The organism is Bifidobacterium sp. SO4, assembly GCF_018555355.1.
GTDB lineage: Bacteria > Actinomycetota > Actinomycetes > Actinomycetales > Bifidobacteriaceae > Bifidobacterium > Bifidobacterium miconisargentati.
In genome coordinates, this window is sequence record NZ_JAFEJP010000003.1 from 96,132 (window position 1) to 122,792 (window position 26,661).

The window sequence follows — 26,661 nt, forward strand, 5'->3', positions numbered from 1 at the left end:
TTAGTCGATGTTGGCCTTGGCGAGCACGTCGCGCATGATCTGGGCTGCCTGGCCCGGGGTGCGGCCGACGGGGATGCCGGCGGCCTCCAGCGCGTTCTTCTTGTCCTGGGCGGTGCCCTTGCCGCCGGAGACGATGGCGCCGGCGTGGCCCATCTGCTTGCCTTCGGGGGCGGTGAAGCCGGCGATGTACGCCACGACCGGCTTGGTCATGTGCTCCTTGGCCCATGCGGCGGCTTCCTGCTCGGCGAAGCCGCCGATCTCGCCGATCATCATGACGGCCTTGGTGTTCGGGTCGGCTTCGAAGGCCTCAAGGGCCTCGAGCAGCGTGGTGCCCACGATCGGGTCGCCGCCGGCACCCAGGCATGCGGTGAAGCCGATGTCGGAGAGTTCGCCCATGAGCTGGTAGGTCAGCGTGCCGGACTTGGAGACCAGGCCAAGCGGGCCGCGGCCCACGATGCCGTCCGGAATGATGCCGAGATTGACGCCGGGGTCGCCCAGCGTGATGAGGCCCGGGCAGTTCGGTCCGATGATGCGCACGCCCTTGCGCAGGGCAAGCTCCACGAAGTAGGCGGAATCGGCGACCGGGATGCCCTCGGTGATGACCACCACGAGTTCGATGCCGGCCTCGACGGCCTCGACCACGGCGTTCTTGGCGAAGCGCGGCGGCACGAACACCACGCTGGCCTTGGCGCCGGTGGCCTCGCGGGCTTCGGAGCAGGTGGCGAACACGGGGATGTCCGCATCCTCGCCGTTGCGGGCGGCCGGGAAGGTGACGGTGGTGCCCGCCTTGCGCGGGTTCACGCCGCCGACGATGTTGGTGCCGGCCTTGAGCATGCGCGCGGTGTGCGTCATGCCCTGATGACCGGTCATGCCCTGAACGATTACCGGTGCGCCGTCTTCGATGAACAGCATCAGCGAACCTCCTTGGACTTGGTGGCTTCGGCGGCCAGCTGGGCGGCCCTCTGCGCGGCGCCCTCCATGGTTTCGGACACATGGATGATCGGGTTGTTGGCTTCGGCCAGGATGTGCAGGCCTTCCGCCGCGGCGTTGCCGTCGAAGCGGACCACGATGGGCTTGGAGCTGCCAAGCGCCTTGACGGCCTCGAGGATGCCGTTGGCCACCTCCACGCAGGAGGTGATGCCGCCGTAGACGTTGATGAACACGGATTCGACCTGCGGGTCGGACAGGACGATCTCCAGGCTGCTGGCCATGACGGCCGCGGAGGCGCCACCGCCGATGTCCAGGAAGTTGGCCGGCTTGATGCCGGTGCCCTGCTCCTCGCCGGCACCGGAGACGGCGTCCAACGAGCTCATGACCAGGCCCGCGCCGTTGCCGATCACGCCGACCTCGCCGTGCAGGTGCACGTAGTGCAGGCCATGCTCGCGTGCCTTCTGCTCGAACGGGTCGGGCACGATGGGATCCACGAAGCGAGTCCAGCCGTCATGGCGGAACGCGGCGTTGTCGTCAAGGGAGATCTTGGCGTCAAGCGCGCACAGCTGCTTGGTGGATTCGTCGTCCGGGTCTCCGATCTTGGCCAGCGGGTTGATCTCCACCAGCGTGGCGTCGTTCTCCTTGAAGCAGCGCCACATCTTGAGCAGGATCTGGGCGGCCTGATCCACGTCCGCATGGTAGAAGCCGATGCTTTCGGCCATCTTGGTGGCCGCCGCGAGATCGAAGTCGCCGAGCGCCTCGATGTGCAGGCGCTTGACGGATTCCGGATGTTCCTTGGCGATCTCCTCGACCTCGGTGCCGCCGTTGGCGGTGGCCAGCACATCGAAATCGCGGGAGGTGCGGTCCACGGAGATGGACACGTAGTACTCGTGCAGGATGTTCTTGGCTTCGGCCACGAGCACGCCCGAGACCTTATGTCCGTGGATGGTCATCGGCAAAATGGCCTCGGATTCGAGGATGGCCTCGTCGCGGTTGTGGGCGATCTTCACGCCGCCCGCCTGGCCGCGATGGCCAATCTTCACCTGCGCCTTGATCACGCAGGGGTAGCCGATCTTGTCCGCCGCCTCGGCCACTTCATGGGAGTTCTGTGCGAAGATGGCACCCGGGGTGGGGATGTCCTGTTCCTCAAGCAACTCACGCGCCTGGTATTCGTAAAGGTCCATGGATCCTTCCCTGACTAAATAATGGTCCGGCATGTAACTGTACACAGTACATGCCGGACCATGACAACAAACCGCGTGTTCGTGAGACGGCTCACGCGGGCATGGAGACCAACGAGCTGGTGGGCACGCCACCGAGCTTGTCGATGCCATCGAGTCCTTCGAGGCGCATCACGAAGCTGAAGCCGGCCACCTTGCCGCCGGCCTTTTCGATGAGGTCCGCGCCGGCCTTGGCGGTGCCGCCGGTGGCGATCAGGTCGTCCACGATGAGCACACGCTCGCCGTGCGCCACGGCTTCGGTCTCGATCTCCACGCTGGCGGTGCCGTATTCGAGGTCATAGGATTCGCCGATGGTCTCGGGCGGCAGCTTGCCGGCCTTGCGGATGGCGATGAAGCCCTTGCCCAGGTGGGAGGCCAGCGTGGGGCCGAACAGGAATCCGCGGGATTCCAGACCGGCAACGGCATCGAACTCGTCAGGTGCGACCGGCAACGCCTCCTCAAGCGCCTTGAGCAGAATCCTCAGACTCTTCGGGTCGGCGAGCACCGGCATGAAGTCGCGGAAGATGATGCCTTCCTTGGGGAATCCGGGCACGGATCGGATCAGGGACACCATGTATTCGGCGTCCTCCTGCCCGACCTTGCCCAATGCCTCGATGGTGATATCCGACTGTGCCATATGCTCGCCCCTTGATGACTTGTTGGTTGACGGTGTTGACGATGATGGGAACGTCCCGCATGCGTGGAAGCCCCGCGGGACGAAAGCTTACTTCGCTTCGGTTTCGCCGTTCTGCTTGGTCTCGGCGTCGTTCGCATCGGTGGTTTCGACGGCGGCGTCGACCGGCACCTGGCCGGCCTCGTCCGCGGCCGGGGCTTCCTGGTCCTCGGACAGCGGGTTGCCGTTCTCGTCCACCTCGTCGTCGGAGACGTAGGCCGGGCGGGTGTACTCGCGGGCGATGGCGTTGAAGCCGAAGCGCAGCTTGGAGCCTTCGGAATCGATGACGATCTCCTCGTACTGCTCATCGACCTCCACGACCTTGCCGATCACCTGGCCGATGGTGATGACCTCGGTGCCGGGCTGCAGATTGCGACGGAAGTCCTGACGCTCCTGCTGCTGCTGCTTGGACTTCTTGGACTGCCACCACATCATGCCGCCGATGACCACGACCATGACGATGAGCATAATATACGAAGAATCCACGGAAAACTCCTTCAGATCAACGGTCACGGCCGGTTATTGACACATGACCGGATTGTGCAAACAGGCAAAAGTCTAGAAGAGCTTGCTGACATCATCGTTAGGCGTAAGGCCCAGATGCTGCCACGCCTTCTCGGTGGCTACGCGGCCCTTCGGCGTGCGGACCAGGAAGCCCTCACGCACCAGATACGGCTCGCAGACGGTCTCCACGGTCTCGGATTCCTCGCCCACCATGGCGGCGAGGTTGTTGAGGCCCACGGGCCCGCCATTGAAGTTGCGCACGATGGCGTTGAGCACGGCGATGTCCAGTCGGTCAAGACCTTCGGAGTCGATCTGGTAGAGCGCCAGCGCCTCCTTGACATCCTCCGGACGAACCACGATGAGGTCATGGACGATGGCCCAGTCACGCACGCGGCGCAGCAGACGATTGGCGATACGCGGCGTGCCGCGGGAGCGCAGGGCGAGCTCATGCGCGGAGCCTTCGTCCAGGTTCACGCCCAGCACGTTGGAGGATCGTTCGATGAGCTTCTCCAATTCCTCGTGCGGATAGAAGTCGAGATGCGCGGTGAAGCCGAAACGCGCACGCAGCGGGCTCGGCAGCATGCCCTCGCGCGTGGTGGCGCCGATCACGGTGAATCGCGGCAGGGTCAGCGGGATGGAGCTCGCGCCCGGCCCCTTGCCTACCATGACGTCCACGCGGAAGTCCTCCATGGCGATGTAGAGCAGTTCCTCGGCGGCTCTCGGCAGTCGGTGGATCTCGTCGATGAACAGCACCTCGCCGGTGTCCAGCGAACTCAGGATCGAGGCAAGATCGCCGGCATGTTGCACGGCCGGGCCGGAGGTGACGCGGATCGGCACCTCGAGCTCGTTGGCCACGATCATGGCCAACGTGGTCTTGCCCAGGCCCGGAGGACCGGCGAGCAGGATGTGGTCGGGCGGCACGTCGCGTTTGCGGGCGGCGTCGAGGAAGAGCTGGAGCTGTGCCTTGAGCCGGGGCTGGCCGATGAATCCGTCCAGCACATGCGGGCGGAGCTCCTCGTCACTGACCGGCTCGTTGCCGATCGGCTGGGAGGAGACCATGCGCAGCGATTCCTCGTTGGCACCGGTGTTGGAAGTGCCGTAGTTCATGTCGTCGCTCATCAGCGTCCCCTATCCATGAGCGCCAGGGCGAAGCGCAGCACGCGCGGCACGTCGTCCGCCGCCAGCGGAGTGGTGATGTCGTTGTCGTTGATCGCCTCGGTGACGGCCTGTTGGGCGTCCTGCTGCCGCCAGCCGAGCGAGATGAGTCCCTCGATGACCTGTTCCATGCCGGTGTCGACCGGTGGCTTGGCCGTGGATTGGGCGGCGGCCGAAGCGCCTTCGATCTGGCTCAGGTCGATGGAGCCCTTGAGTTCGAGGATGATCTTTTGCGCGCCCTTCTTGCCCAGACCGGGCGCCTTGGCCAGTGCCGTGGCGTCGTTGTCCGCGATGGCATGCGCCAGCTGAATCGGCGTCAACGTGGACAGCAGCGACTGGGCCACCTTCGGGCCGATGCCGGACACCTTGATGAGCTGCAGGAAGGTCTTCTTGGCATCCCGGTCCAGGAATCCGTGCAGGGTGACGGCGTCCTGCGAAATGTTCATGTACGTGTAGACGCGGGTCTCCTGTCCGGCGTGCAGCCGTCCCAGGTCGGTGGAGGACATGCGGACCTCGTATCCCACTCCCCCGACGTCGATCAATGCGGTATCGGCCTCGACCGATTCGACCCGCCCGGACAGCATGCCGATCATCGCCCACTCCTTGCGCAAATCCCCCGGGTGCCGGGCGATCCCGCAGCAGCAGCACCCGCACACCCATAATCGAACAACTGTTCGAAGTATACTACATACCGCGGTCGTGGTTGATGCGGCGACGTGTCGTATGCTGCGCGGCCTCGGCCCATTGGCGCTGCGCGGGCGTCAGATGCTGCTCGCGTTCGCCGCCCTGCAGCGCTCCCGCGGGGCGCAGGGCATGGCAGATGGCCAAGGCCAGCGCATCGGCCGCATCGGCGGGGGTCGGCATTTTGGTGAGGTTCAGGATGCGCGTGACCATGCGTTCGACCTGGATCTTCTGGGCCTGCCCGTTGCCGGTGATGGCGAGCTTGGCCTCGGTAGGCGTATGCAAGGCCACCGGGATGTTGCGTTGCGCGGCGGCCAGCATGGCCAGCCCCGCGGCCTGGGCGGTACCCAGCACGGTGTTGCGGTTGGATTGGGCGAACACACGTTCGATGGACACGCTGTCCGGCGCGAACCGGTCCATCTTCTCCGCCAGGCCGTTGTAGATGGCCAGCAGACGCAGGTCCTGCGAGATGTCGGGCGAGGAACGCACCACATCCACGTGAATAAACGAAAGCCGGCGATGTTCGCCGGCTTCGATCACGCCGACCCCGCAGCGCGTGAGCCCGGGGTCGACGCCAAGGATGATCACTGGGGATTACTCCTCGTCGAGCTGGGCCATGACCTCGTCGGAGGCGGTCCAGTTGGAGTAGATGTTCTGCACATCGTCCAGGTCATCGAGCTTGTCGATGAGGTTGGACACCTTGCGGGCGTCCTCGAGGCCGAGCTCGACCTCGTTCTTCGGCTGCATGACCTGGTCGGCGGAATCGTAGTCGAAACCAGCGTCCTGCAGGGCCTTGCGCACGGTGAACAGGTCGGACGGGCCGGTGATAACGGTGAAGACCTCACCATCGTCGGTCACGTCCTCGGCACCGGCCTCGGCGGCGGTCTCGAAGAGCTTGTCGAAGTCCACGCCCTCGGACGGGACCACGATCTGGCCCTTGCGCTCGAAGTTGAAGGACACGGAACCGGAGGTGGCCAGGGAACCATTGCCCTTGGTCAGGGTAGAACGCACTTCGGCGGCGGCGCGGTTGCGGTTGTCGGTCAGGCACTCGATGATGAGGCCCACGCCGGCGGGGGCGTAGCCCTCGTAGACGATGTCCTCGTAGTTGGCGGCGCCGTCCTCGTCACCGGCACCGCGCTTGACGGCGCGGGCGATGTTGTCGGCCGGCATGGAGGCCTTCTTGGCCTTGTAGATGGCGTCGTACAGGGACGGGTTGCCGTCCGGGTCACCGCCGCCCAGACGGGCCGCGATCTCGATGTTCTTGATGAGCTTGGCGAAGAGCTTGCCGCGCTTGGCGTCGATGGCGGCCTTCTTGTGCTTGGTGGTCGCCCACTTGGAATGACCTGACATTAATGCTCCTAGCGATTAAACGAATGATGTCAAACGGAATGATTGTAGGCCGGTAATCAGACATAGGCGGTATCGACGTCTCCACACCCGCGCGAATGCGGGTGCGAACGAGGCCGGAACCGCCCGTGGTCGATCAGGCCAGCGGAAGGTTGAGTCCGGGCGCGAGGCGTTCGAAGGCGGCGGCGTATGCGGCACGCTGGTCTTCGAGCAGGATCGGCATGGTGCGCGTCTGGGCCACGATGGGCATGAAGTTCGCGTCGCCGTTCCACCGGGGCACGACGTGCTGGTGCAGGTGCGCGGCCACACCGGCGCCCGCAACCTCGCCCTGGTTGATGCCGATGTTGTAGCCGTCCGGATGCGAGACGAATTCCATCACCTTCATGGCGAGGGTGGTGGCCTTCTCGAACTCGAACAGTTCGGCGTCGTCCAACTCGGTGATGAACCCCACATGACGGTACGGGCAGATCATGAGATGGCCCACGTTGTAGGGATACAGGTTCATGATGGCGAACACATGCGTGCCGCGCCAGGCGATCAGACCATCCTCGTCGGACTTCTTCGGGCCCGCGCAGAACGGGCACTCCTTGGTCTTCGGCTTGGTGGGCCTGTCCTCGCTGTTGCGCAGCACGTAGGTCATGCGCTGCGGGGTCCACAGGCGCTCGACCGTATCCTCCTGGGGAGGGAAATCGGCCGGGTCGTCGACACGCACATGTTCGGTCATCGGTATGCTCTCAACCTTCGGGGTATCGGGGGCTCCCCTCGTCTGAGGGGAGCCGGGTGAGGAAATGACTCAGTCCTCGGTGGCGGCCTTGAAGTCGTCGACGGAGTTGACCTGGACGCGCTTCTTGATCACGGTGAGGATCTTGGCGCGGGCCTCGTCCACCGGCACGCCGTTGAGCTGGCTGCCGTCGCGGAAGCGGAAGCTGACCGCGTTGTTGTTCATGTCCTCCTCGCCGACGATGAGGATGAACGGCGCCTTGGACTTGGAGGCGTTGCGGATCTTCTTGCCGAAGCGGTCGTCGGAGGAGTCGATCTCGCAACGGACCATCTCGTCCTCCAGGGACTTGACGAACTCCTCCAGGTGCGGGGCGAACTCGTCGGCCACCGGCACGCCGAGCACCTGCACCGGGGCGAGCCACGCCGGGAACGCGCCGGCGTAGTGCTCCAGCAGCACGGCGAAGAAGCGCTCGATGGAACCGAACAGGGCGCGGTGAATCATCACCGGGCGCTGGTGGGTGCCGTCCTTCGCGATGTACTCGAGCTGGAAGCGCTCGGGCAGGTTGAAGTCGAGCTGGATGGTCGAGACCTGCCAGGTGCGTCCGATGGCGTCGCGGGCCTGCACGGAGATCTTCGGACCGTAGAAGGCGGCGCCGCCCGGATCGGCAACGAGGCTCAAGTGGGAGGCCTCGGCGACCTCGCGCAGCGTGTTGGTGGCCTCCTCCCAGATCTCGTCGGAGCCGACGTACTTGTGCTCGTCCTTGGTGGACAGCTCCAGGTAGAAGTCAGACAGGCCGAAGTCGCGCAGGACCTTGAGCACGAAGGTGAGCAGGTTGGTCAGCTCGTCCTTCATCTGCTCGCGGGTGCAGTAGATGTGGGAATCATCCTGGGTAAGGCCGCGCACGCGGGTCAGGCCGTGGACCTCGCCGGACTTCTCGTAGCGGTACACGGTGCCGAACTCGAAGAGACGCAGCGGCAGCTCACGGTAGGAGCGCTGGCGCGACTTGAAGATCAGGTTGTGCATCGGGCAGTTCATCGGCTTGAGGTAGTAGTCGGCGCCCGGCTTGGTGATGTTGCCCTCGGCGTCCTTCTCCTCGTCCAGGTGCATCGGCGGGTACATGCCGTCCTTGTACCAGTGCAGGTGGCCGGAGGTCTCGTACAGGCCGCCCTTGGTGATGTGCGGGGTCTGCACGAAGCTGTAGTGGTACTTGCGGTGCATCTCGCGGGAGTAGTCCTCCATGGCGTTGATCACCGCGGCGCCCTTCGGGTGGAAGACGGCCAGACCGGGGCCGATCTCATCCGGGAAGGAGAACAGATCCATCTCGGCGCCGAGCTTGCGGTGGTCGCGCTTGGCGGCCTCCTCAAGACGGGTCTGGTAAGCCTTGAGGTCCTCCTTGGTGGCCCAGGCGGTGCCGTAGATGCGCTGCATGGTGGGGTTCTTCTCGGAACCGCGCCAGTAGGCGGCGGCGGAGCGCTCGATCTTGAAGGCCTTGATAAAGCGGGTGTTCGGCAGGTGTGGTCCGCGGCACAGGTCCTTCCAGACGGTGTTGTCGTCGCGGTCCACGTTGTCGTAGAAGCTCAGTTCCTTCTCGGCGATCTCGGTGGCGGCGGCCGGGTCGAGGTGCGCCTCCTTGTCCTTGATGAGCTCGATCTTGAAAGGCTGGTCGGCCTCCTCGGCCAGAGCCTCGTCCTCGGTCACCACGCGGCGGCGGAAGGACTGGGAGGACTTGACGATGCGCTGCATGCGCTTCTCGATCTCCTTGAGATCGTCCGGCGTGAAGGGCTTGTCCACCTGGAAGTCGTAGTAGAAGCCGTCCTTGATCACGGGGCCGACGCCCAGCTTGGCGTTCGGGTAGATTTCCTGCACGGCCTGAGCCATGACGTGCGTGGCCGAGTGGCGCATGATCGCGAGGCCGTCCTCGGAGTCGAGGGCGATCGGCATTACGGAGTCGCCGTCGGCAAGCGGCGTGTAGAGGTCACGGTTCTCACCGTTGATCTTGACAGCGATGATGTTCTTGTCATCCGCAAACAGCTCGACGCCGGTGGTGGTTGCTTCCACCTCCTTCGCTTCGCCGTTGACTGTAATGGAGATGGTAGCTTGCGCCATGATTTGTCCTTTGCTATCGGGGTCCGCGTTACTAATGTGCAGGCCTGGACTGGTTAATCAACAGTGGCCACCATAGGCATGCGGTCAGACAAAAGCAAATCGTAAGGCAGATACGAAAAAACCTCGCCGAAGCGAGGTTTGCGAAGTGGAGCGGACAACGGGACTCGAACCCGCGGTCTCAACCTTGGCAAGGTTGCGCTTTACCAACTAAGCTATGTCCGCAGAGGATTCCGACGTAAGAATCGGATTCCAGTGGGCGATGTAGGAATCGAACCTACGACCCCTTCGGTGTGAACGAAGTGCGCTAGCCGCTGCGCCAATCGCCCGAAATCAATCGGTGTTCAGTTATTGTCAACAGAACGAATCTGTCTGTGTGGGCGATACAAGATTCGAACTTGTGACCCCTTCCGTGTCAGGGAAGTGCGCTACCTCTGCGCCAACCGCCCGGGTCCGCTTCTCAATCCGAGGATTGCTCCGCGGTCCTGAGAGGTGGGTACGAGAGTCGAACTCGTCTATACGGCTTTGCAGGCCGCTGCCTAACCGCTTGGCTAACCCACCGTAAGGTCTGTCAACTCGTCGGACCTAGAGCGGACAACGGGACTCGAACCCGCGGTCTCAACCTTGGCAAGGTTGCGCTTTACCAACTAAGCTATGTCCGCATGTGTCTGTCCGGCAGTCACCGGGAAGGTGTCTCGCCGAAGCACGAGTGATTACTATACACACATGTCTCCAGTCCGTCCAGTCACGGCGTGTCGCCTTGTGGTAGCTGGGTTTTCGACGGGTCATGGCCTCGCTCGCTGATGGCTGAAGCCGGCGCGCAAGGGCGTTTCCCCACGTTACCCTTGAAGTATGAGTGAAGAAGCGAACGTCCAGGGACCGGTGATGATCGCCGCGTTCGAAGGTTGGAACGACGCCTGTCAGGCCGCCACGAACGTGGTCCGTTATCTGGTCAAGCGGTACGAGTCACGCGAGATCCGGCATATCGACTGCGATGGGTTCTACGACTATCAGGTGGCCCGTCCGATGCTGTGCCACGTTTCCGGCCGCGCGAACCTGGTGTGGCCGCAGACCACGTTCTACGACATCACGCTGGACGCCCGACGCCATCTCTACGCGCAGATAGCCCCGGAACCGAACTACCGTTGGATGGAGTACTGCAGCCAGAGCCTGCACATCGCCGAGGAGCTGGACGTCTCGCAGGTGGTCACGATGGGTGCCATGTTCTCCGACTGTCCGCATACCCGGCCGTTGCCTGTCGCCGTGAGCGACGGCGAAAGCCAGTGCGAATGCGACCGCGAGTACAACGGCCCGGTCGGCATCCCCACCGTGCTGGATATGGCGGCCGCCGATCGCGGCTTCGCCCATGCATCCATGTGGGTCTCCATCCCGCAATACCTGGGCAGCGACGATTGCGCGGCCGGCACCATGCGTCTGCTGGACGCGCTGGGCAAGCGCATCGGCTTCACGTTCGACACGACCGAGCTCAGGCGCAAGGCCGAGCAGTGGAAGGCGCAGGCCTCCGTACTGGTGCGTTGCAACGACCAGCTGGGCGAATACGTGGAGCACCTGGAGCGCGACTACGACCTCAAGTGCAAGGCGGATGAGGAAGCCGGCCTGGGCACACCGCAGTGCGAACAGCTGGTGCGCGAGGCCGAGGCGTTCCTGAGGCAGATGGGCGAGTGAACCGCCGACGCATATGTCTTTCGGAGGCGCCGCATCGCGGTTCCGATCAATGATCATCGACGGCAAAACGCACGGCAACAGGGCAAACATAAGGGGCATCTCTCATATCAGGAGATGCCCCTTAATCGTATATACGTTTACGGATCTGTGCTCGACTCGCCCGACGTTACGCGGCGGCGGCCACGGACGGGTCGATGGCCGGCAGCACGCCGGTGATGAGCAGCAGGGCCACCACCACGGCCAGACCGATGCGGTAGATGGCGAAGGCCTTGTAGGAGAACGTGGAGACGAACTTCAGGAAGCCGATGATCACCACGTAGCCCACGAAGAACGCCACCACGGTGGCCGCAAGCGTGGCGCCCCAGCCGGGGAACGCGCCGATCGCCGTGCAGGAGGCCGCGTCGCCCGCGGAGCAGGCGCTCACGTCCTTGACCGCCGAGACGGCCTCCAGGATGCCGGCGCCGAACACGGCGGGGATGGCCATGAGGAAGCTCACGCGCACGGCGGCCTCACGGGTGTAGCCCATCGCACGGCCGAAGGTGATGGTACCGCCGGAACGGGAGACGCCCGGGATCAGCGCGAGCATCTGGCCCACGCCGAACAGCAGCGCATCCTTCCACGTCATCTGCTTCATGGTCTTGACCTGCTTGGAACGGGCGTCGAACACCCACAGCAGCACGCCGAAGACGGCAAGCACGGTCACGGTGATCCACAGGTTCCTCAGCGTGGTCTCGATGGCGTCCTTGAACAGCAGGCCGGCGATGAGGATCGGCATGGTGCCGATGATGATGAACCAGCCCATCTGCGTGTCCGGATTATGGGCGCCGAGACGGCTCTTGAGGTCCTTGCCCTCCTTGCCGAAGAGCGAACCGAACCACGCACCGAGAATGCGGATGATGTCCCGGCGGTAATACAGGATCACGGCCAGCTCGGTGCCGAGCTGGATGATGGCGGTGAAGGCCGCGCCCGGATCCTTGCCGATCATCAGGTCGCCGATGATGCGGATGTGCGCGCTGGACGATACCGGCAGATATTCGGTGAGCGCCTGAACCAAACCCATGAATAGCGCTTGGAAGAAATTCATAACCCCTCTGGTTTCTTGACATGCAAATTCGTTATGACCATGAACACCCTACCCAAGGGTGCGTAGAACAACACTAAGCAAACGAAAACGGGCGCAACAACTGCACGCCTTCTACAATGAAGGCGAACATCCATCAATGGACACCTCATATTGACGAATTGAAGGGAGTGGTTATGGCCGTGTATCGCAAGAGCAGGGCGTTCGCGCCGCAGGGATTCTTCGAGTGCGAGGGCCGCGGCCTCAAGTGGCTCGGCGAGGCGCATGCGCAGGGCGGGCCCCGCGTGGTCGAGGTATACGACTGGGGCAAGGACTATCTGGACATCGAACGGGTGTCCAGCTCCTCCCCCACGGCCAAGGCCGCATTCGACTTCGGCGCGGCGCTGGCCCGCATGCACGACGCCGGCGCCCCCTATTTCGGCTCGGCACCGGCCGGCTACGACGGTACGTGCTATTTCGGACCATTGCAGGATCCGGTGAAGATGGACACCGGCGAGTGGACCGACCCGATCAGCTACTTCGCCGACGGCCGTCTGCGTCCGATGGTCGATCTCGGCGTGCGCCGCGGCGAGCTGGACAAGCGCGACGTTGAGCTCACGGAGAAGGTGATCGACGCGCTGCCGGACATCATGGGCCGCGCGGCCGACGACAAGCCCGCACGCATCCACGGCGACCTGTGGAGCGGCAATGTGATGTGGACGGCGGATTCCGGCCATTCGGAGGCCGTACTCATCGACCCGGCGGCCCACGGTGGCCACCGCGAGGAGGATCTGGCCATGCTGCATCTGTTCGGCATGAGCTACCTGAGCCAGATCACGGAGGGCTACCAGTCCGTGCATCCGTTGAAGGCAGGCTGGCAGGAGCGCATCACGCTGTGGCAGCTCTACCCCATCGCCGGCCACTGCGTGTTCTTCGGCGGCGGTTACGTGAGCGAATACCGCTCCATGTGCCGTTCGCTGCTGAAGTAGGAAGCCTTGCTTGGCTCCCCTTGTCAGGGGAGCTGTCGGCAGAGCCGACTGAGGGGTAGTCACAGGAGATCGGTCTGCGCAAGTTCGCAATTCTCCAATGACTACTCCTCAGTCATCTTCGATGACAGCTCCCCTGACAAGGGGAGCCAAGGGAAAAAACTCAGCTCAGCGCGTCCTTCAGCTTCGAGAAGAACCCGCTCTTCTTCTGGCCGGTCTGGGGCCTGGAGGCCTGTGAGACGTGCGAGGCGTCCGCGTCGTGGGAGGCGGCGAACTGCTCGATGAGCCCGCGCTCAGAATCATTGAGTTTGGTGGGGATGAGCACGTTCACGTGGGCCACGAGGTTGCCGCGTTCGTCGTTGTTGCGGATGTTGGTGACGCCCAGGCCCTTGAGGGTCACGGTGTCCTCCGGCTGGCATCCGGCCGGGATGGTGACGTCCTGAGGACCGTCGAACGTGTCGATGGTGAGCGTGTGGCCGAGGACGGCCCAGCTCATCGGCACCTGAATCCAGCAGTGCAGGTCGTCGCCGTCGCGCGTGAACTGCTTGTCCGCACGGATGCGGACGTCGATGTACAGGTCTCCGGCGGCACCGCCGCCTTCGCCCACCTCGCCCTGGTTCGCCAGGCGCAGGCGCGCGTTGTCGTTGATGCCGGCCGGCACGGTCACGCCCACGTTGCGCGTGGCGCGCACGCGGCCGTGGCCCATGCAGCTGGGGCACGGGTTGGTGATGATGGTGCCGTGGCCCTCGCAGCGTTCGCAGGGCGCGGAGGTCATCATCTGGCCCAGCATGGTGCGGACCACCTTCTGCATGAAGCCCTGTCCGTGGCAGTCCGGGCAGGTGACCGGCTGGGCGCCGCCCTGCGCGCCGGAGCCACCGCATTCCTGGCACAGCGAGAACGTGTTGATCTTCACATGGGCGGTGCCGCCGAACACCGCGGTCTTCAGGTCGATGGAAGCGGAGGCCAGCGCGTCGCGGCCGGGCTGGGTGCGCGGGACGGGACCCTGCGAACCGCCGCCGAACGCCGAGCCGAAGAACGTGGAGAAGACGTCGCCCATGTCGCCGAAACCGCCGGAGAACCCGCCGGCACCGCTGTTGGGGTTGTTGGGATCCACGCCGGAGTCGTACATGCGGCGCTTGTCCGGGTTGGACAGCACGTCGTAGGCGTTGTTCACTTCCTTGAACTTGTCCTCGAACTCCGGGCCCGCGATGTCCGGGTGGTATTTACGGCTGAGCTTGCGGTAGGCCTTCTTGATCTCGTCGTCGCTGGCATTGCGGTCAACGCCGAGCGTCTCGTAATAATCTGCCACTTACTTGTTCCTTTTGTTCGTTTGGTCCGCGGGTTATTGTGCCATATCCCGCGGTCAGTCCTGGGTCCGTCGTTCGCTGACGAACGCGGTGAGGTAACGGGCCACCGCCTTGACCGCGGCCATGGTGGTGGCGTAGTCCATGTGCGTGGGTCCGATGGACCCCACGAAGGCGATCGGTTCGCCGGCCTCCCGCGTGGATTGCGCCGAGCCGTCATCGCCCTGGTCGGGGTCCGAGGCCGCCCGGCCGTACCCGCTGCTGACCACCGAGGCGTGCAGGAGTTCGGGCGTATGGCTTTCGGAGCCGATGGACACGCCCACGCCGGCGGCGTTCGTCTCCTCGCTCAGATTGCTCATGAGCTTCATGAGCACCACTTGTTCCTCCAATGCGTCGAACAGGGGCGCCAGGTCGGACAGCGAGTGGGAGTGGGCCAGACGCGAGGCTCCGGACATGTACAGTTCATTGGCGCGTTCGTCCAGCGCCATCGAGGCGAAGGCGTCCGCCAGCGATTCTGCGACCCCGCGGACGTCCTCGTATCCGGCGGATGCGCCGATCGCACGTACCGTTTCGGCGGATTTCGACAGCGACAACCCGGCGCACTGCTCGTTGACCGCGCCGGAAAGCCGCGCGATGCTGTCGGCCGAGGGCATGGGCGCGACGGAAAGTCCATGCTGCGCCACGCGACCGGTATCGGTGATCACCACGGCCAGCAACGTGCCCATCGCCACGGGCACCATCTCCACATGACGCAACGTGGCCTTGGCCAGCGACGGCGAGGCCACGACGGCCACCTGGCCGGTGATCTCCGAAAGCAGCCGGGCCGAACGCTGCAGGGCGTCCTGCAGGCTCACCGACCCGGCGAGGAAGCTGTTGATGCCGCGGCGTTGCGCCTCGCTCAACGGGACCACCGTCGCCAGACGGTCCACGAAGTACCGGTATCCCTTTTCCGTGGGCACGCGGCCGGCCGAGGTGTGCGGCTGAATCAGGTAGCCCTCGTCCTCAAGGGCGGCCATGTCGTTGCGCACGGTGGCGGAGCTCACGCCCAGATTGTGTTCCTTGGTCAGCGACGTGGATCCGACCGGCTCCTGGGAGCGAATGTAGTCCTCCACCACGGCGCGCAGCACCAGCATGCGTCTTGATTGCGTCATGCGCGCCTCCTTTATATATGCAAGAATTCACGAACAGTTCATGGCATGTCCGGCGCGCGTTCGCCCACCCCGCGCAGGTACACGGCCGAACGGGCGGAAAACGCCGATTTCGGACGCGCGACTACGTCATGCGGGCAAGACACGCCGTAACTTATTGTATTAGCACTCCCCTGTTTCGAGTGCTAATCCGTTCATTCGTAGCGAAGAAACGTTAATTGTGAACGCTAACAGAACACAAGTTACCAAAACACGCCAAAATTGCATCACTACGTCGCAAACCGACGCTAGCATGGAATACGCAATGTGAGGGCGTCTTGCGCTCGGCACAAGCCGGATACGCGGCCCGACCAATTGGAAGGAAAGTAATCCATGACCGAATTCAAGGAGACCGAACTGGACGAGCGCGCCATCAAGATGGCCAAGGTCCTGTCGGCCGACGCGGTTGAGAATGCCGGTTCCGGCCACCCCGGTTCCCCCATCTCCCTGGCGCCCGTCGCCTACACCCTGTACCAGCACTTCATCAAGCATGATCCGAACGATCCCAACTGGGAAGGCCGCGATCGCTTCATCCTTTCGGGCGGTCACGCATCCCTCACCCAGTACGTTCAGCTGTACTTCTCCGGCTACGGCCTGACCCTGGACGACCTCAAGCACTTCCGCGGCGGCGCCGACACCCGTACCCCGGGCCACCCGGAGTACGGCCTGACCCCGGGCATCGAGATGACCACCGGCCCGCTGGGCCAGGGCTTCGCCTCCGCCATCGGCTTCGCCTACGGCGAGCGTTTCCAGCGCGGCCTGCTCGACCCGGAGACCCCGAAGGAGGAGTCCCCGTTCTACCACAAGATCTGGGCCATCTGCGGTGAAGGCGACATCGAGGAGGGCATCTCCGGTGAGGCCGCTTCCCTGGCCGCCAACCAGAAGCTCGGCAACCTGACCGTGATCTTCGACGCCAACCGCATCCAGATCGAGGGCGACACCAACCTGGTGCTGGCCGAGGACGTGCTCAAGCGCTTCCAGGCCTACGGCTGGTACACCGACGAGTTCAGCTTCATCCAGCCCGACGGCTCCTACAAGGAGGACATCGAGGGCCTGGCCGAGGTCATCGCCAAGGCCGAGAAGGAAGCTCCGGACCAGCCGAAGCTCATCAAGGTCCACTCCCTGATCGCATGGCCGACCCCGGGCAAGACCAACGACCCGTCCTCCCACGGCTCCAAGCTGGGCGCCGAGGCCGTCGCCGGCCTCAAGGAAGCCCTCGGCTACGATCCGGCCGAGTCCTTCCACGTCGACGAGGAGGCCCTCGCCCACGCCCGCAAGGTCGCCGAGCGCGGCCTGGAGGCCCACAAGGAATGGGACGAGAAGTTCGACGCCTGGCGCAAGGCCAACCCGGACAAGGCCGCCCTGTACGACCGTCTGAAGGCCGGCGAGCTGCCGGAAGGCTTCGACAAGGCCCTGGACGACCTCGAGGCCACCTTCGAGGTGGGCAAGAAGGTCGCCACCCGTGGCGCCTCCGGCTCCGTCCTCAACGCCATCGCGGCCGTCATGCCGGAACTGTGGGGTGGCTCCGCCGACCTCGGTGGTTCCAACAAGACCGACCTCAAGGGCGCCGCCACCTTCGCTCCGGCCGAGTGCGCCACCAAGCAGTGGCCGAACTGCAACGAGTTCGGTCGCCAGCTGCACTTCGGCGTGCGCGAGTTCACCATGGGCTGCATCACCAACGGCATCCTGCTGGGCTCCCACACCCGTCCGTTCGGCGGCACCTTCTTCATGTTCTCCGACTACGAGCGCTCCGCCGTCCGTCTGGCCGCCCTCATGGAGATCCCGAACCTGTACATCTGGTCCCACGACTCCGTCGCCGTGGGCGAGGACGGCCCGACCCACCAGCCGGTCGAGCACCTGGCCTCCTTCCGCGCCATCCCGCAGCTCGAGGTCATCCGTCCGGCCGATGCCTTCGAGACCGCCGAGGCCTACCGTTACTTCTTCGAGAAGAAGAACACGCTGCCGGGCGCCATGGTGCTGACCCGTCAGGGCGTGCCGGTGCTCGCCGAGACCGCCGCCAAGGCCAAGGACGGCGTCAAGAAGGGCGCCTACATCCTGGTCGACACCGAGGGCACCCCGGACGTCATCATCATGGCCTCCGGTTCCGAGGTTCAGTGGGCCGTGGCCGCCGCCAAGACCCTGGCCGAGAAGGGCGTCAAGGCCCGCGTGGTCTCCTTCCCGTCCATGGAGTGGTTCGAGGAGCAGGACGCCGAGTACAAGGAGGCCGTGCTTCCGGCTTCCGTCAAGGCCCGCGTCTCCGTCGAGGCCGGTGTGGCCATGCCGTGGTACAAGTACCTCGGCACCTACGGCAAGCCGGTGTCCATCGAGCAGTTCGGCCTGCAGGGTGACGGCGCTCAGAACATGATCGACCTCGGCATCACCGCCGAGCACGTGGTCGAGGCCGCCGAGGCGTCCATCGCCGAGGCCAACGCCTGATCGCTGGTCGATTCATAATTCAATAGCAATCTGTTGGCTCCCCTCCACGATGAGGGGAGCCACTAAACAAGGAGAAAAACAATATGACTGAAGCAACTCAGCGTACGTCCGATTCCGGCGTGTCCATCTGGCTGGACGATCTGTCCCGCTCCCGCATCGAGTCCGGCTCCCTGCAGGACCTCATCGCCAACAAGAACGTGGTCGGCGTCACCACCAACCCGTCCATCTTCCAGAAGGCCCTGAGCCAGGTCGGCCCGTACGACGAGCAGCTCAAGGAGCTCGGCAAGGTCGACGTCGAGACCGCCGTGCGTGAGCTCACCACCACCGACGTGCGCAACGCCACCGACATCTTCCGCGAGATCGCCGAGGCCACCGACTTCGTCGACGGCCGTGTCTCCATCGAGGTCGACCCGCGTCTGGCCCACGAGACCGAGGCCACCGAGAAGCAGGCCGTCGAGCTCTGGGAGAAGGTCAACCGTCCGAACGCCATGATCAAGATCCCGGCGACCCTCGAGGGCCTGCCGGCCATCACCGCCACCCTGGCCAAGGGCATCTCCGTCAACGTCACCCTGATCTTCTCGCTCGAGCGCTACGAGCAGGTCATCGACGCCTACATCGAGGGCATCGCCCAGGCCGCCGCCAACGGCCACGACCTGAAGCACATCGGCTCCGTCGCTTCCTTCTTCGTCTCCCGCGTGGACACCGCCGTGGACAAGCTGCTGGAAGCCAACGGCTCCGACGAGGCCAAGGCTCTGGAGGGCAAGGCCGCCGTGGCCAACGCTCGCCTGGCTTACGAGCTGTTCGAGAAGAAGTTCGCCGAGGATCCGCGCTGGGCCGACCTGGCCGCCAAGGGCGCCAAGGTCCAGCGTCCGCTGTGGGCCTCCACCGGCACCAAGAACCCGGCCTACTCCGATTGCAAGTACGTTGACGAGCTGGTTGCCCCGCACATCGTCAACACCATGCCGGAGAAGACCCTGAACGCTCTGGCCGATCACGGCAACGGCGCTCCGTCCATCGAGGGCACCTACGAGGAGTCCCACGCCATCATCAACAAGCTGGCTGAGCTGGGCATCAACCTCAAGGACGTCACCGACAAGCTGGAGGCCGACGGTGTCGCCGCCTTCATCAAGTCCTGGGATTCCGTGCTGGCCGACGTGCAGTCCGGCATCGATCGCGTGAACGCCTGAGACTGATTGAGCTGATGTGCCTTATGGCATATCAGTGAAGTCTTGAAAGGGGTTCCAACCGTAATGGTTGGAACCCCTTTCGCATGTGTGCGGCTTTCTCCCGCAATCAAAGTCGAAGCATCACAGCCTTTCCAGCCAGGCCTTCATACGGCGAAGTCCCTCGGCCGTGTCCTCGGCGGTGCCGACGTAGGAGAGCCTCACATATCCTCGGCCGCGCGAGCCGAAGCCGGATGCGGGAGTCACCACCACATGGGCCTCATTCAGCAATCGCACGGCGAAATCATGATCGTTCATGCCGGTGGCCGTGACATTGATGAGGATGTAGAACGCGCCATCCGGTACATTGCAGCTCACCAACGGCATGTCGGCCACCGCCTGGGCCACCATGTCACGATTCGCCCGATAGGCCGCCTTCATTGTGGACAGGATGTCCGCAGCGCCTTCCAGAGCGGCCACGGCGCCACATTGCAACGCACCCGGCACACAGGAGACGACGTTCTCCTGCATCACCGTCATCTGGTCGATGACGGGCTTCGGCCCGAACGCGCAGCCAATACGCCAGCCGGTCATAGCAAAGGTCTTGGAGAACGAATCGATGATGATCGTACGCTCCTTCATGCCCGGCATCGCCGCGATGGACAAGCATCGCACATGGTCGTCGTACACGAACGCCCGGTACACCTCGTCGCTGATCACCCACAAATCGTGTCGACGCGCCACATCGGCGATGGCGGCCAGCTCATCGGGATCGATGATGGCTCCGGTGGGATTCGACGGTGAGTTCAACAGCAGCGCCCGCGTCCGTGGCGTGATCGCCGCCTCGACGTCCGCGGCCTTCATGCGGAACCCGTTCTGTTCGTACAACGGCACCGGCACCACGTTCGTCTGTGTCATCTGCGCCTGGCCAAAATAGTTCGCATAGCCCGGATCCGGGATGAGGATGTCGTCTCCGGCGTCCAGCGTGGCGATCATCGCCAGATACACGGCCTCCATGCCGCCGGTGGTAACGATGATTTCGCCGGCCGGATCATAGTCGGTGCCGTCCTGCTTCGCGCGATACCGGCACCATGCCTCACGAAGCGCCGCCGTGCCACGATTGGGTGTGTAATGCGTGTCTCCATGAATCGCCGCCTGATATGCGGCGTCGATCATCGGCTTCGGCGTATCGAAACCGGGCTCCCCCACGGCGAACGAAATCGTATCCGGCACTCCGGCCGCCAACTCGAACATCTCACGCACGCTGGGATACAGCGCCTCCTGCGCACGACGTGAAATAGCAGGCATCCCCCAAACCCCTTCCGACACTGCGATGGATGGCAAGTAGTCCCGCATTCTAACCGCATCGTGTTTCGGCCACACGCGATTGCCCACGCTTGCACGGGCGACTCGGACGGCACCCGACGTCCACGATGGCTGCAAATGACCGCAAATGACCACAACGTGAGTGCGGATATGCCGCGGAGGCCGGGACGCCTTGACCTCGGCCTGCCCGGACTGGTACGTTCACGACTGGTTCCATATGACGTTCGAAGGGATGACCGCACCATGCCCAATCCGCTAGCACGACTGACCGCACGCCAACGTCTGCTGATGACGTTCACGTTCTTCTCGATGTTCTTCGGTGCGGGCAATCTCATCTTCCCGCCGTTCGTGGGCGCCCAGGCGGGGGCCGCCACGTTTCCTGCCGCCATCGGGTTCATCGTCTCCGCGGTGGGCCTGCCGATCCTGGGCGTGCTGGCGGTGACGTTCGCCGGCGGCTTCGACAAGCTCGCCGGGCGCGTCTCCCCCGGGTTCGCGTTGTTGCTCGGGCTCGCCATCATCCTGACGATCGGCCCGTGCTTCGCCATCCCGCGTACGGCCACCACCTCGTTCGAGATGATGGTGGCCCCGTTCGTGCCGGATGGTTCCGCATGGCTCGCGCAACTCGTCTATTCGCTGGTGTTCTTCGCGCTGGCGTTCCTGTTCGCCCAGCATCCCGAGAAACTGTCCAAGGTGCTGGGCCGGTTCATGGGACCGCTGCTGCTGACGCTTATCGCGGTGCTGTTCGTGGCCTGCCTGGTGCACGGCATCGGCACGGCGCCCGTTCCGGCCGGCAATTACCGGTCGAATCAGATGGCGCGCGGATTCCTGGACGGCTACCAGACCATGGATCTTCTGGCGGCGCTGTACTTCGGCATCGTGATTTCCGCGAACGTTCGCGCGCTGCGGGTCGAGGACGAACCGCAGGTGCAGCGCGAGACCGCGTTCGCGGGACTGGGCACGGGCGTGCTGCTCGTTCTCATCTATGGCGCGTTGAGCTATGTGGGCGTGGTGTCCGGCTCGATCGCCGCCATCGATCCGGAGCATGACACGGGCGCAACCGTGCTGACCAATCTCACGTCGTCGGTGTTCGGTGCGGAAGGCACGGCGTTTCTGGGCGTGGTGTTCGTCATCGCCTGCCTCAACGTATGCACGGGTCTGATCTGCACGTGCGCCACGTATTTCCATACCAAGTTCCCCACTGTGGCGGGTCGTGAGGTGAGCTACCGGGCTTGGCAGGTGGCGTTCACCGTATTCAGTTTCGTGGTGTCGAACGCCGGATTGAGCCTCATCATCAAGGTATCCGTGCCGGTGCTTTCGGCGCTGTATCCGATGGCGATCGTGCTGGTGTTGCTTGCTCTGACCCATCATGTGTTCGCCGCGCGATTCCCGCGCGTGTATTTCTGGACGGTGCTGCTGGTCGGTGTTGTGGCGTTCGCCGGGTGCGTGGCCTCGCTGGTCGCCGTGTTCGGCGGCTCGCTGCCCTGGCTGGAGTCCGCGCTGAATCTGTTGCCACTGCAGAACAAGGAGCTTGGATGGCTGACGCCCGCGGCCATCGGTATGGTGATCGGCGTCGTCGATTCGCTGGTGCGTGCGCGACGCTAGCTCGTGGGTTTCCAGTTATGAGTCTGGCTCCCCTCTCTGAGGGGAGCTGTCAGCGAAGCTGACTGAGGGGAGCACCGGTCCATCCGGAAACTCCCCTCAGTCTCACTTTGTTCGACAGCTCCCCTCAGCGAGGGGAGCCAATTCTATATCAGTACCTTAGATTTCACGCGGCGTTGGCGGCGGCCTCGTTGATGCAGCGGATGGCGTTGAGCGTGCGCGGATAGCCGAGGTAGGGCATGCACTGGGAGACGACGGCGATGAGGAACGCCTTCCCGTTGCCCACACGCAGGTTGGCTGCGGCATGGGCGGTCAGCTGCGGTTCGCAACCGCCTTGCGCGGCGAGGAAGCACAACGTGATCATCTCCCGCTGGCGGGTGTCGAGACCGCCGCGCGTGTAGTAGTCGCCGAAGCAGTTGTCGGCCAGCCATTTGTTGATATGGCGGGTCTCCTCCGGGCCGGATTGCGCGAATCCGCGCATATGCTCGCCGAAGATGTCGATCTGCGACTGCTCGCCGGCGGCGGCACGAGTCTCCGGCGTGGTGGTGGACTGTCCGTCCAACGGCAGACGCACGCCGCGATTGGCAAGGACGCGATTGACGATGCCGAGGAACGGCAACACACGGCCGAAACCGAGGTAGGCGGTGGCCTGATAGACGATCTCCTTGAGCTGGACCGGCGTCAGACCGGCCTCCAACGCCTTGGGCGTCACCAGTGCGAACGTTTCATGGCCTTGGCAACCCAGCAATGCGGCGAGAACCGCCATCCATCGTGTCGGCCCGTCGAGGTCCGGATGGTTCGCGCCCGGTTCGTGCCGCACCTCGTCATCGACGAAGTTCCCGAAGAACTCGGCGAATTCGGGGTCGCTGGCCCCGAGGGTGGTGCCTGCAAACAACGATTCGTCATTATGATTGTCGGACATTGCGTTCCTCCCATTCAAGGCAGCCCCATGGTTGGCTTCACTGCGTTAGGTCGTAGGCTGTTCAGCCGGGATTGGCATGGCATTGTCCCCGACTCCCCTTGTCCGGGGAGTTGTCGTTGAGGCCGACCGAGGGTGGTCCATGCCAATGCTGGCTTAACCCAGTCATTAATCGCTTTTCAGCGTATGAATCCGTCCGATTCCGGTCAAATACCTGAATCGCAGCGCCAGACATAAGCGTCAGGCATGACTCACATCATGCCGCAGACGCTCGGTGTTCAACAGGCGAACCCCTGCCTCACATTCCGTGAGACGGCTACGGGCGGCATGCCCGGCGCGCTGCTAAGGTACCCAACGTATGCGTCTGTTCGCATCGCGCAAGGATTGCGCGTTCGCGGCCGACGTCGGTACCGCAATCGCCGGCAATGCCGCATCACGCACCACCATCGTGTGCCACGGCATGTCGCGCACAGACAAAGGAGCAAGTCACATGACCTATCAGCATAACGCCCCGTTCCGCGCGGATGTGGTGGGCAGCTATCTGCGCCCGGCCGAACTCAAGGCCGCACGCGCCGACTTCGAGGCGGGCCGCATCGACGCGGCCGAGCTCAAGGCCGTCGAGGACAAGGCCATCACCGAACTGGTGGCCAAGCAGAAGGCCGCCGGTCTGCATGTGATTACGGACGGCGAGTTCCGCCGTGCCTACTGGCATCTCGATTTCATGTGGGGCCTGCAGGGCGTCCGCCGTGGCACCGCTCCCATCCAGTTCAAGGGTTCGGACGGCACCGCCGTGGTCGAGGCTGCCGGCGTGGACGGCGAGATCAGCGGCGAGAACCACCCGTTCGTGGAGCATTACCGCTTCGTCAAGGCCTTGGAGGATGAGAACACCATCGCCAAGCAGACCGTGCCCTCCCCCGCCCAGACGCTGTTCGTGCTTCAGCAGGGCATCGCCGAGGAGGCCGTGAACCCGTACAAGGACAACGATGCGCTGGCCCAGGCCATCGCCGAGGCTTACATCCAGGTGGCGCACGATCTGTACGAGGCCGGTTGCCGCACACTGCAGTTCGACGACTGCACGTGGGGCGCGTTCGTGTCCGCCGACTTCAAGGACACCGTGTTCGGCGTGGACGCCAAGACCGTGCAGCGCCAGTACGCCGCCGTGAACAACGCGGTGATCGCCGCCGTACCGGAGGATATGGTGGTCACCACGCATATCTGTCGCGGCAACTACCAGTCGCAGTGGTTCTCCGCCGGCGGATACGGCCAGGTGGCGGACGTGCTCTTCGGTGAGGAGAACGTGGCCGCCTACTATCTGGAGTTCGACGACGATCGTTCCGGCGATTTCGAGCCGCTGGCCAAGGTGTCCGGAGACAAGAAGGTGGTGCTGGGCCTCATCACCTCGAAGAAGCCGGAGCTTGAGGATCCCGAGGCCATCAAGGCGCGTATCGCCGAGGCCGCGCAGTACGTGCCTCTCGAGCGCCTGTGCCTGTCCACGCAGTGCGGCTTCGCCTCCACCGAGGAAGGCAACCACCTGACCGAATCCCAGCAATGGGCCAAAATCGCCCTGGTGCGTTCCATCGCGGAAGAGGTGTGGCCGAGCCGTTAAGCGGACAGTCCGGTGGACTGTCCGTAGGCGAGGCCGAGCAGCGACAGCTGCGAGGTAATATTGAGCCCCGCTGAAAGCGGGTCCGTAATTGCCGGATCGAGCCGTTAAATGGATAGCCCACTTCTGGCTCCCCTCGCTGAGGGGAGCTGGCCGCGAAGCGGACTGAGGGGAGTCAACGGATATACTTCAAGGGCTCCCCTCAGTCGTCTCCGACGACAGCTCCCCTCAAAGAGGGGAGCCAGAAAAAAGACCGACCGTCTTATCACAGGCTCACACGGAATCACGCCTGCCAGTAATAGCTGAAGAAGTTCGCGATCTTGGCGGTGGCATCCTTGAGCACCTCGATACGAGGCAGGTAGACGATGCGGAAGTGGTCCGGCTCTCCCCAGTTGAAGCCGCCGCCGCGGGTGATGAGGATGCGCTCGTCGTGGAGCAGGTCAAGGGCGAACTGCTCGTCGTCGCGGATATTGAACTTCTTCACGTCGATCTTCGGGAAGATGTAGAACGCGGCCTTCGGCTTGACGGCGGTCAGACCCGGAATCGAATTGATGGCGTTATAAATGTATTCGCGCTGCTCGTACAGACGGCCGCCGGGCACGATGTAGTCGTTCACGCTCTGATGGCCGCCGAGCGCGGTCTGTACGATCGACTGCGCGGGCACGTTCGAGCAGATGCGCATGTTCGCCAGCATGTTGAGGCCTTCTATGTAATCCTTGGCGATGCGCTTGTTGCCGGACAGCACCATCCAGCCCACGCGGTAGCCGGCGATCATGTGCGACTTGGACAGGCCGGAGAACGTCACGCAGAACAGGTCGGGTGCCAGCGAGGCGATGGATGTGTGCGTGAGACCGTCCATGACCAGGCGGTCGTAGATCTCGTCGGAGAAGATCATGAGCTGGTGCTCGCGCGCGATCTCCACGATCTCCTGCAGCACCTCCTTCGGGTAGAGCGCGCCGGTGGGGTTGTTCGGGTTGATGAGCACGATGGCCACCGTGCGGTCGGTGATCTTGGAGCGGATGTCGTCAAGATCCGGATACCATTCGGACTGCTCGTCGCACACGTAGTGCACGGCGGTGCCGCCGGCCAGGTTCACGCAGGCGGTCCACAGCGGGTAGTCGGGGCTGGGGATGAGCACTTCGTCGCCGTCATCCAGCAGCGCGGACATGCACAGGTTGATGAGCTCGCTGACGCCGTTGCCGGTGTAGATGTCGTCGATGGTGACGTTCGGCAGGTTCTTGAGCTGCGCGTACTGCATGATGGCCTTGCGTGCGGAGAACAGGCCCTTGGACGGCGAATAGCCTTCGGTGTCGGTCAGCTGGTGCGCCATGTCGTAGACGACCTCGTCCGGCGTGCGGAAACCGAACGGGGCCGGGTTACCGATGTTCAATTTCAGGATGTGCGTGCCGTCCGCCTCCATGCGGGCCGCCTCGTCCACCACCGGTCCGCGCACGTCGTAGAGCACGTTGTCCAGCTTATGAGACTTACCGAAGGTGCGGCGGCGGCCGGCGGGGATTTCGTTTTCGATGGGATGGGTTCCCTCGGGTTCATTGTGGTTCAATTTCAACGCCTCACTTCCGGATATGGTGATGATATCGTTGTCACGATTGCTGGTGACATCGTTGTCATGCGCTGGTCGGGGAGCATCCTGGTTCAATTGTGGGGTGGATTCCTCGCCGCGCAGCCAATTCGCATCCACGTCGAGCTCATCGGCGAGGAACGACAGCACGTCCTCCCTCGGCATGGTCTTGCCGGACACGTACTGGCTGATATGGCTTTTACCCATTTTGACGCCACGGCGTTCGGCCGCATGCACCAAGTCGATCTGCTTCAGTCCCCTGCTGTTCATCGCATTGCGCAGACGTTCCGCGAACACCGATACGCTCATCATGCCTCCAACCGAAGTTCAATTTCCTTTTTTGAACAACGGTTCAAAGCATACGCCCGGTTCAAACACAGTTCAATTACGGCGTGTGCATGGTGGACCATTCTCGGTCACACCGTCGAGATCAACGCGAGACTGCAGCAATCCGGGAGCCGTCTCTCGGCCGATGCCGA

The 26,661-nt window shown here is 63.8% G+C and carries 22 protein-coding genes and 5 tRNA genes; 6 read left to right on the forward strand and 21 right to left on the reverse strand.

What is annotated here, in order from left to right; translation table 11 throughout:
* The 15 genes from sucD to JS536_RS03485 form a co-directional block, all read right to left on the reverse strand.
* A complete protein-coding gene (sucD, locus tag JS536_RS03415) occupies positions 1–912 on the reverse strand; it encodes a succinate--CoA ligase subunit alpha (protein WP_214355779.1) in 912 nt (303 codons plus the stop codon).
* A complete protein-coding gene (sucC, locus tag JS536_RS03420) occupies positions 912–2,114 on the reverse strand; it encodes an ADP-forming succinate--CoA ligase subunit beta (RefSeq protein WP_214304535.1) in 1,203 nt (400 codons plus the stop codon). Before sucC ends, sucD begins: the two co-directional genes overlap by 1 nt.
* A 91-nt stretch (positions 2,115–2,205) precedes the next feature.
* Positions 2,206–2,787 carry an adenine phosphoribosyltransferase gene (locus JS536_RS03425; protein WP_214355780.1) on the reverse strand — a complete coding sequence of 194 codons (582 nt, stop codon included), beginning with the start codon at positions 2,785–2,787 and terminating at the stop codon, positions 2,206–2,208.
* 87 nt (positions 2,788–2,874) lie between these two features.
* Positions 2,875–3,291 (reverse strand): preprotein translocase subunit YajC, encoded by a 417-nt coding sequence (locus tag JS536_RS03430; RefSeq protein ID WP_214355864.1) that lies wholly within the window; start codon positions 3,289–3,291, stop codon positions 2,875–2,877.
* 90 nt (positions 3,292–3,381) lie between these two features.
* Positions 3,382–4,446, reverse strand: coding sequence for a Holliday junction branch migration DNA helicase RuvB (ruvB, locus tag JS536_RS03435; RefSeq protein ID WP_214355781.1), 1,065 nt, complete (start codon positions 4,444–4,446; stop codon positions 3,382–3,384).
* Positions 4,446–5,075, reverse strand: a complete 630-nt coding sequence (gene ruvA / locus JS536_RS03440) for a Holliday junction branch migration protein RuvA (RefSeq protein WP_214355782.1) — start codon at positions 5,073–5,075, stop codon at positions 4,446–4,448. Before ruvA ends, ruvB begins: the two co-directional genes overlap by 1 nt.
* Before the next feature lie 91 nt (positions 5,076–5,166).
* Positions 5,167–5,751: a crossover junction endodeoxyribonuclease RuvC gene (ruvC, locus tag JS536_RS03445; protein ID WP_109056075.1), complete on the reverse strand. Its 585-nt coding sequence runs from the start codon at positions 5,749–5,751 to the stop codon at positions 5,167–5,169.
* Positions 5,752–5,757: 6 nt separating this feature from the next.
* Positions 5,758–6,513 carry a YebC/PmpR family DNA-binding transcriptional regulator gene (locus tag JS536_RS03450; RefSeq protein ID WP_214304539.1) on the reverse strand — a complete coding sequence of 252 codons (756 nt, stop codon included), beginning with the start codon at positions 6,511–6,513 and terminating at the stop codon, positions 5,758–5,760.
* Positions 6,514–6,646: 133 nt separating this feature from the next.
* Complete coding sequence (locus JS536_RS03455) at positions 6,647–7,234, reverse strand: HIT domain-containing protein (protein ID WP_214355783.1); 588 nt, start codon at positions 7,232–7,234, stop codon at positions 6,647–6,649.
* Between the two features lie 69 nt (positions 7,235–7,303).
* Complete coding sequence (gene thrS, locus JS536_RS03460) at positions 7,304–9,337, reverse strand: threonine--tRNA ligase (RefSeq protein WP_214355784.1); 2,034 nt, start codon at positions 9,335–9,337, stop codon at positions 7,304–7,306.
* A 146-nt stretch (positions 9,338–9,483) separates the two neighbouring features.
* A tRNA-Gly gene (locus JS536_RS03465) sits at positions 9,484–9,559 on the reverse strand.
* Positions 9,560–9,590: 31 nt separating this feature from the next.
* A tRNA-Val gene (locus tag JS536_RS03470) sits at positions 9,591–9,663 on the reverse strand.
* Between the two features lie 48 nt (positions 9,664–9,711).
* Positions 9,712–9,783, reverse strand: a tRNA-Val gene (locus JS536_RS03475).
* Positions 9,784–9,824: 41 nt separating this feature from the next.
* Positions 9,825–9,895: transfer RNA gene (locus tag JS536_RS03480), tRNA-Cys, on the reverse strand.
* A gap of 28 nt (positions 9,896–9,923) precedes the next feature.
* Positions 9,924–9,996, reverse strand: a tRNA-Gly gene (locus JS536_RS03485).
* 190 nt (positions 9,997–10,186) lie between these two features.
* Here JS536_RS03485 and JS536_RS03490 point away from each other — a divergent pair.
* Positions 10,187–11,020 (forward strand): PAC2 family protein, encoded by an 834-nt coding sequence (locus tag JS536_RS03490; protein ID WP_214355785.1) that lies wholly within the window; start codon positions 10,187–10,189, stop codon positions 11,018–11,020.
* A gap of 166 nt (positions 11,021–11,186) precedes the next feature.
* Here the strand turns inward: JS536_RS03490 and JS536_RS03495 are convergent, their stop codons facing one another.
* Entirely contained in the window at positions 11,187–12,104 is a 918-nt protein-coding gene (locus JS536_RS03495) for an undecaprenyl-diphosphate phosphatase (protein ID WP_214304902.1), read from the reverse strand.
* Positions 12,105–12,277: 173 nt separating this feature from the next.
* On the opposite strand from JS536_RS03495, the gene JS536_RS03500 reads away from it, so the two are divergent.
* A complete protein-coding gene (locus JS536_RS03500; protein WP_109056069.1) occupies positions 12,278–13,069 on the forward strand; it encodes a fructosamine kinase family protein in 792 nt (263 codons plus the stop codon).
* A gap of 160 nt (positions 13,070–13,229) precedes the next feature.
* Here JS536_RS03500 and dnaJ read toward each other — a convergent pair whose 3' ends face one another.
* Together dnaJ and hrcA are read right to left on the reverse strand one after the other, a co-directional pair.
* On the reverse strand, positions 13,230–14,375 hold the full coding sequence (dnaJ, locus tag JS536_RS03505; RefSeq protein ID WP_214304904.1) for a molecular chaperone DnaJ: 1,146 nt from the start codon (positions 14,373–14,375) through the stop codon (positions 13,230–13,232).
* Between the two features lie 54 nt (positions 14,376–14,429).
* Entirely contained in the window at positions 14,430–15,521 is a 1,092-nt protein-coding gene (hrcA, locus tag JS536_RS03510) for a heat-inducible transcriptional repressor HrcA (RefSeq protein ID WP_214355786.1), read from the reverse strand.
* Between the two features lie 369 nt (positions 15,522–15,890).
* Here hrcA and tkt point away from each other — a divergent pair, with 369 nt between their 5' ends.
* On the forward strand, positions 15,891–17,993 hold the full coding sequence (gene tkt / locus JS536_RS03515) for a transketolase (RefSeq protein WP_214304906.1): 2,103 nt from the start codon (positions 15,891–15,893) through the stop codon (positions 17,991–17,993).
* An 83-nt stretch (positions 17,994–18,076) separates the two neighbouring features.
* Positions 18,077–19,180, forward strand: a complete 1,104-nt coding sequence (gene tal, locus JS536_RS03520; RefSeq protein ID WP_214304907.1) for a transaldolase — start codon at positions 18,077–18,079, stop codon at positions 19,178–19,180.
* Positions 19,181–19,300: 120 nt separating this feature from the next.
* Here tal and JS536_RS03525 read toward each other — a convergent pair whose 3' ends face one another.
* On the reverse strand, positions 19,301–20,464 hold the full coding sequence (locus JS536_RS03525; protein ID WP_214355787.1) for a pyridoxal phosphate-dependent aminotransferase: 1,164 nt from the start codon (positions 20,462–20,464) through the stop codon (positions 19,301–19,303).
* A 261-nt stretch (positions 20,465–20,725) separates the two neighbouring features.
* On the opposite strand from JS536_RS03525, the gene brnQ reads away from it, so the two are divergent.
* Complete coding sequence (brnQ, locus tag JS536_RS03530) at positions 20,726–22,084, forward strand: branched-chain amino acid transport system II carrier protein (RefSeq protein ID WP_214355788.1); 1,359 nt, start codon at positions 20,726–20,728, stop codon at positions 22,082–22,084.
* A 163-nt stretch (positions 22,085–22,247) separates the two neighbouring features.
* Here brnQ and JS536_RS03535 read toward each other — a convergent pair whose 3' ends face one another.
* Entirely contained in the window at positions 22,248–23,003 is a 756-nt protein-coding gene (locus tag JS536_RS03535; RefSeq protein ID WP_214355789.1) for a carboxymuconolactone decarboxylase family protein, read from the reverse strand.
* 487 nt (positions 23,004–23,490) lie between these two features.
* Between JS536_RS03535 and JS536_RS03540 the strand changes: the two genes are divergently transcribed.
* Positions 23,491–24,606 carry a 5-methyltetrahydropteroyltriglutamate--homocysteine S-methyltransferase gene (locus tag JS536_RS03540; protein WP_214355865.1) on the forward strand — a complete coding sequence of 372 codons (1,116 nt, stop codon included), beginning with the start codon at positions 23,491–23,493 and terminating at the stop codon, positions 24,604–24,606.
* A gap of 280 nt (positions 24,607–24,886) precedes the next feature.
* On the opposite strand, the gene JS536_RS03545 is transcribed toward JS536_RS03540, so the two are convergent.
* A complete protein-coding gene (locus JS536_RS03545) occupies positions 24,887–26,491 on the reverse strand; it encodes an aminotransferase class I/II-fold pyridoxal phosphate-dependent enzyme (RefSeq protein ID WP_214355866.1) in 1,605 nt (534 codons plus the stop codon).
* Between the last annotated feature and the right edge of the window lie 170 nt (positions 26,492–26,661).

Bases quoted from the DNA above. Each gene is read 5' to 3' on its own strand.
- sucD (WP_214355779.1), bottom strand. From the start codon at position 912: ATGCTGTTCATCGAAGACGGCGCACCGGTAATCGTTCAGGGCATGACC.
- sucC (WP_214304535.1), bottom strand. From the start codon at position 2,114: ATGGACCTTTACGAATACCAGGCGCGTGAGTTGCTTGAGGAACAGGAC.
- JS536_RS03425 (WP_214355780.1), bottom strand. From the start codon at position 2,787: ATGGCACAGTCGGATATCACCATCGAGGCATTGGGCAAGGTCGGGCAG.
- JS536_RS03430 (WP_214355864.1), bottom strand. From the start codon at position 3,291: ATGCTCATCGTCATGGTCGTGGTCATCGGCGGCATGATGTGGTGGCAG.
- ruvB (WP_214355781.1), bottom strand. From the start codon at position 4,446: ATGAGCGACGACATGAACTACGGCACTTCCAACACCGGTGCCAACGAG.
- ruvA (WP_214355782.1), bottom strand. From the start codon at position 5,075: ATGATCGGCATGCTGTCCGGGCGGGTCGAATCGGTCGAGGCCGATACC.
- JS536_RS03450 (WP_214304539.1), bottom strand. From the start codon at position 6,513: ATGTCAGGTCATTCCAAGTGGGCGACCACCAAGCACAAGAAGGCCGCC.
- JS536_RS03455 (WP_214355783.1), bottom strand. From the start codon at position 7,234: ATGACCGAACATGTGCGTGTCGACGACCCGGCCGATTTCCCTCCCCAG.
- thrS (WP_214355784.1), bottom strand. From the start codon at position 9,337: ATGGCGCAAGCTACCATCTCCATTACAGTCAACGGCGAAGCGAAGGAG.
- JS536_RS03490 (WP_214355785.1), top strand. From the start codon at position 10,187: ATGAGTGAAGAAGCGAACGTCCAGGGACCGGTGATGATCGCCGCGTTC.
- JS536_RS03495 (WP_214304902.1), bottom strand. From the start codon at position 12,104: ATGAATTTCTTCCAAGCGCTATTCATGGGTTTGGTTCAGGCGCTCACC.
- JS536_RS03500 (WP_109056069.1), top strand. From the start codon at position 12,278: ATGGCCGTGTATCGCAAGAGCAGGGCGTTCGCGCCGCAGGGATTCTTC.
- hrcA (WP_214355786.1), bottom strand. From the start codon at position 15,521: ATGACGCAATCAAGACGCATGCTGGTGCTGCGCGCCGTGGTGGAGGAC.
- tkt (WP_214304906.1), top strand. From the start codon at position 15,891: ATGACCGAATTCAAGGAGACCGAACTGGACGAGCGCGCCATCAAGATG.
- tal (WP_214304907.1), top strand. From the start codon at position 18,077: ATGACTGAAGCAACTCAGCGTACGTCCGATTCCGGCGTGTCCATCTGG.
- JS536_RS03525 (WP_214355787.1), bottom strand. From the start codon at position 20,464: ATGCCTGCTATTTCACGTCGTGCGCAGGAGGCGCTGTATCCCAGCGTG.
- brnQ (WP_214355788.1), top strand. From the start codon at position 20,726: ATGCCCAATCCGCTAGCACGACTGACCGCACGCCAACGTCTGCTGATG.
- JS536_RS03535 (WP_214355789.1), bottom strand. From the start codon at position 23,003: ATGTCCGACAATCATAATGACGAATCGTTGTTTGCAGGCACCACCCTC.
- JS536_RS03540 (WP_214355865.1), top strand. From the start codon at position 23,491: ATGACCTATCAGCATAACGCCCCGTTCCGCGCGGATGTGGTGGGCAGC.
- JS536_RS03545 (WP_214355866.1), bottom strand. From the start codon at position 26,491: ATGAGCGTATCGGTGTTCGCGGAACGTCTGCGCAATGCGATGAACAGC.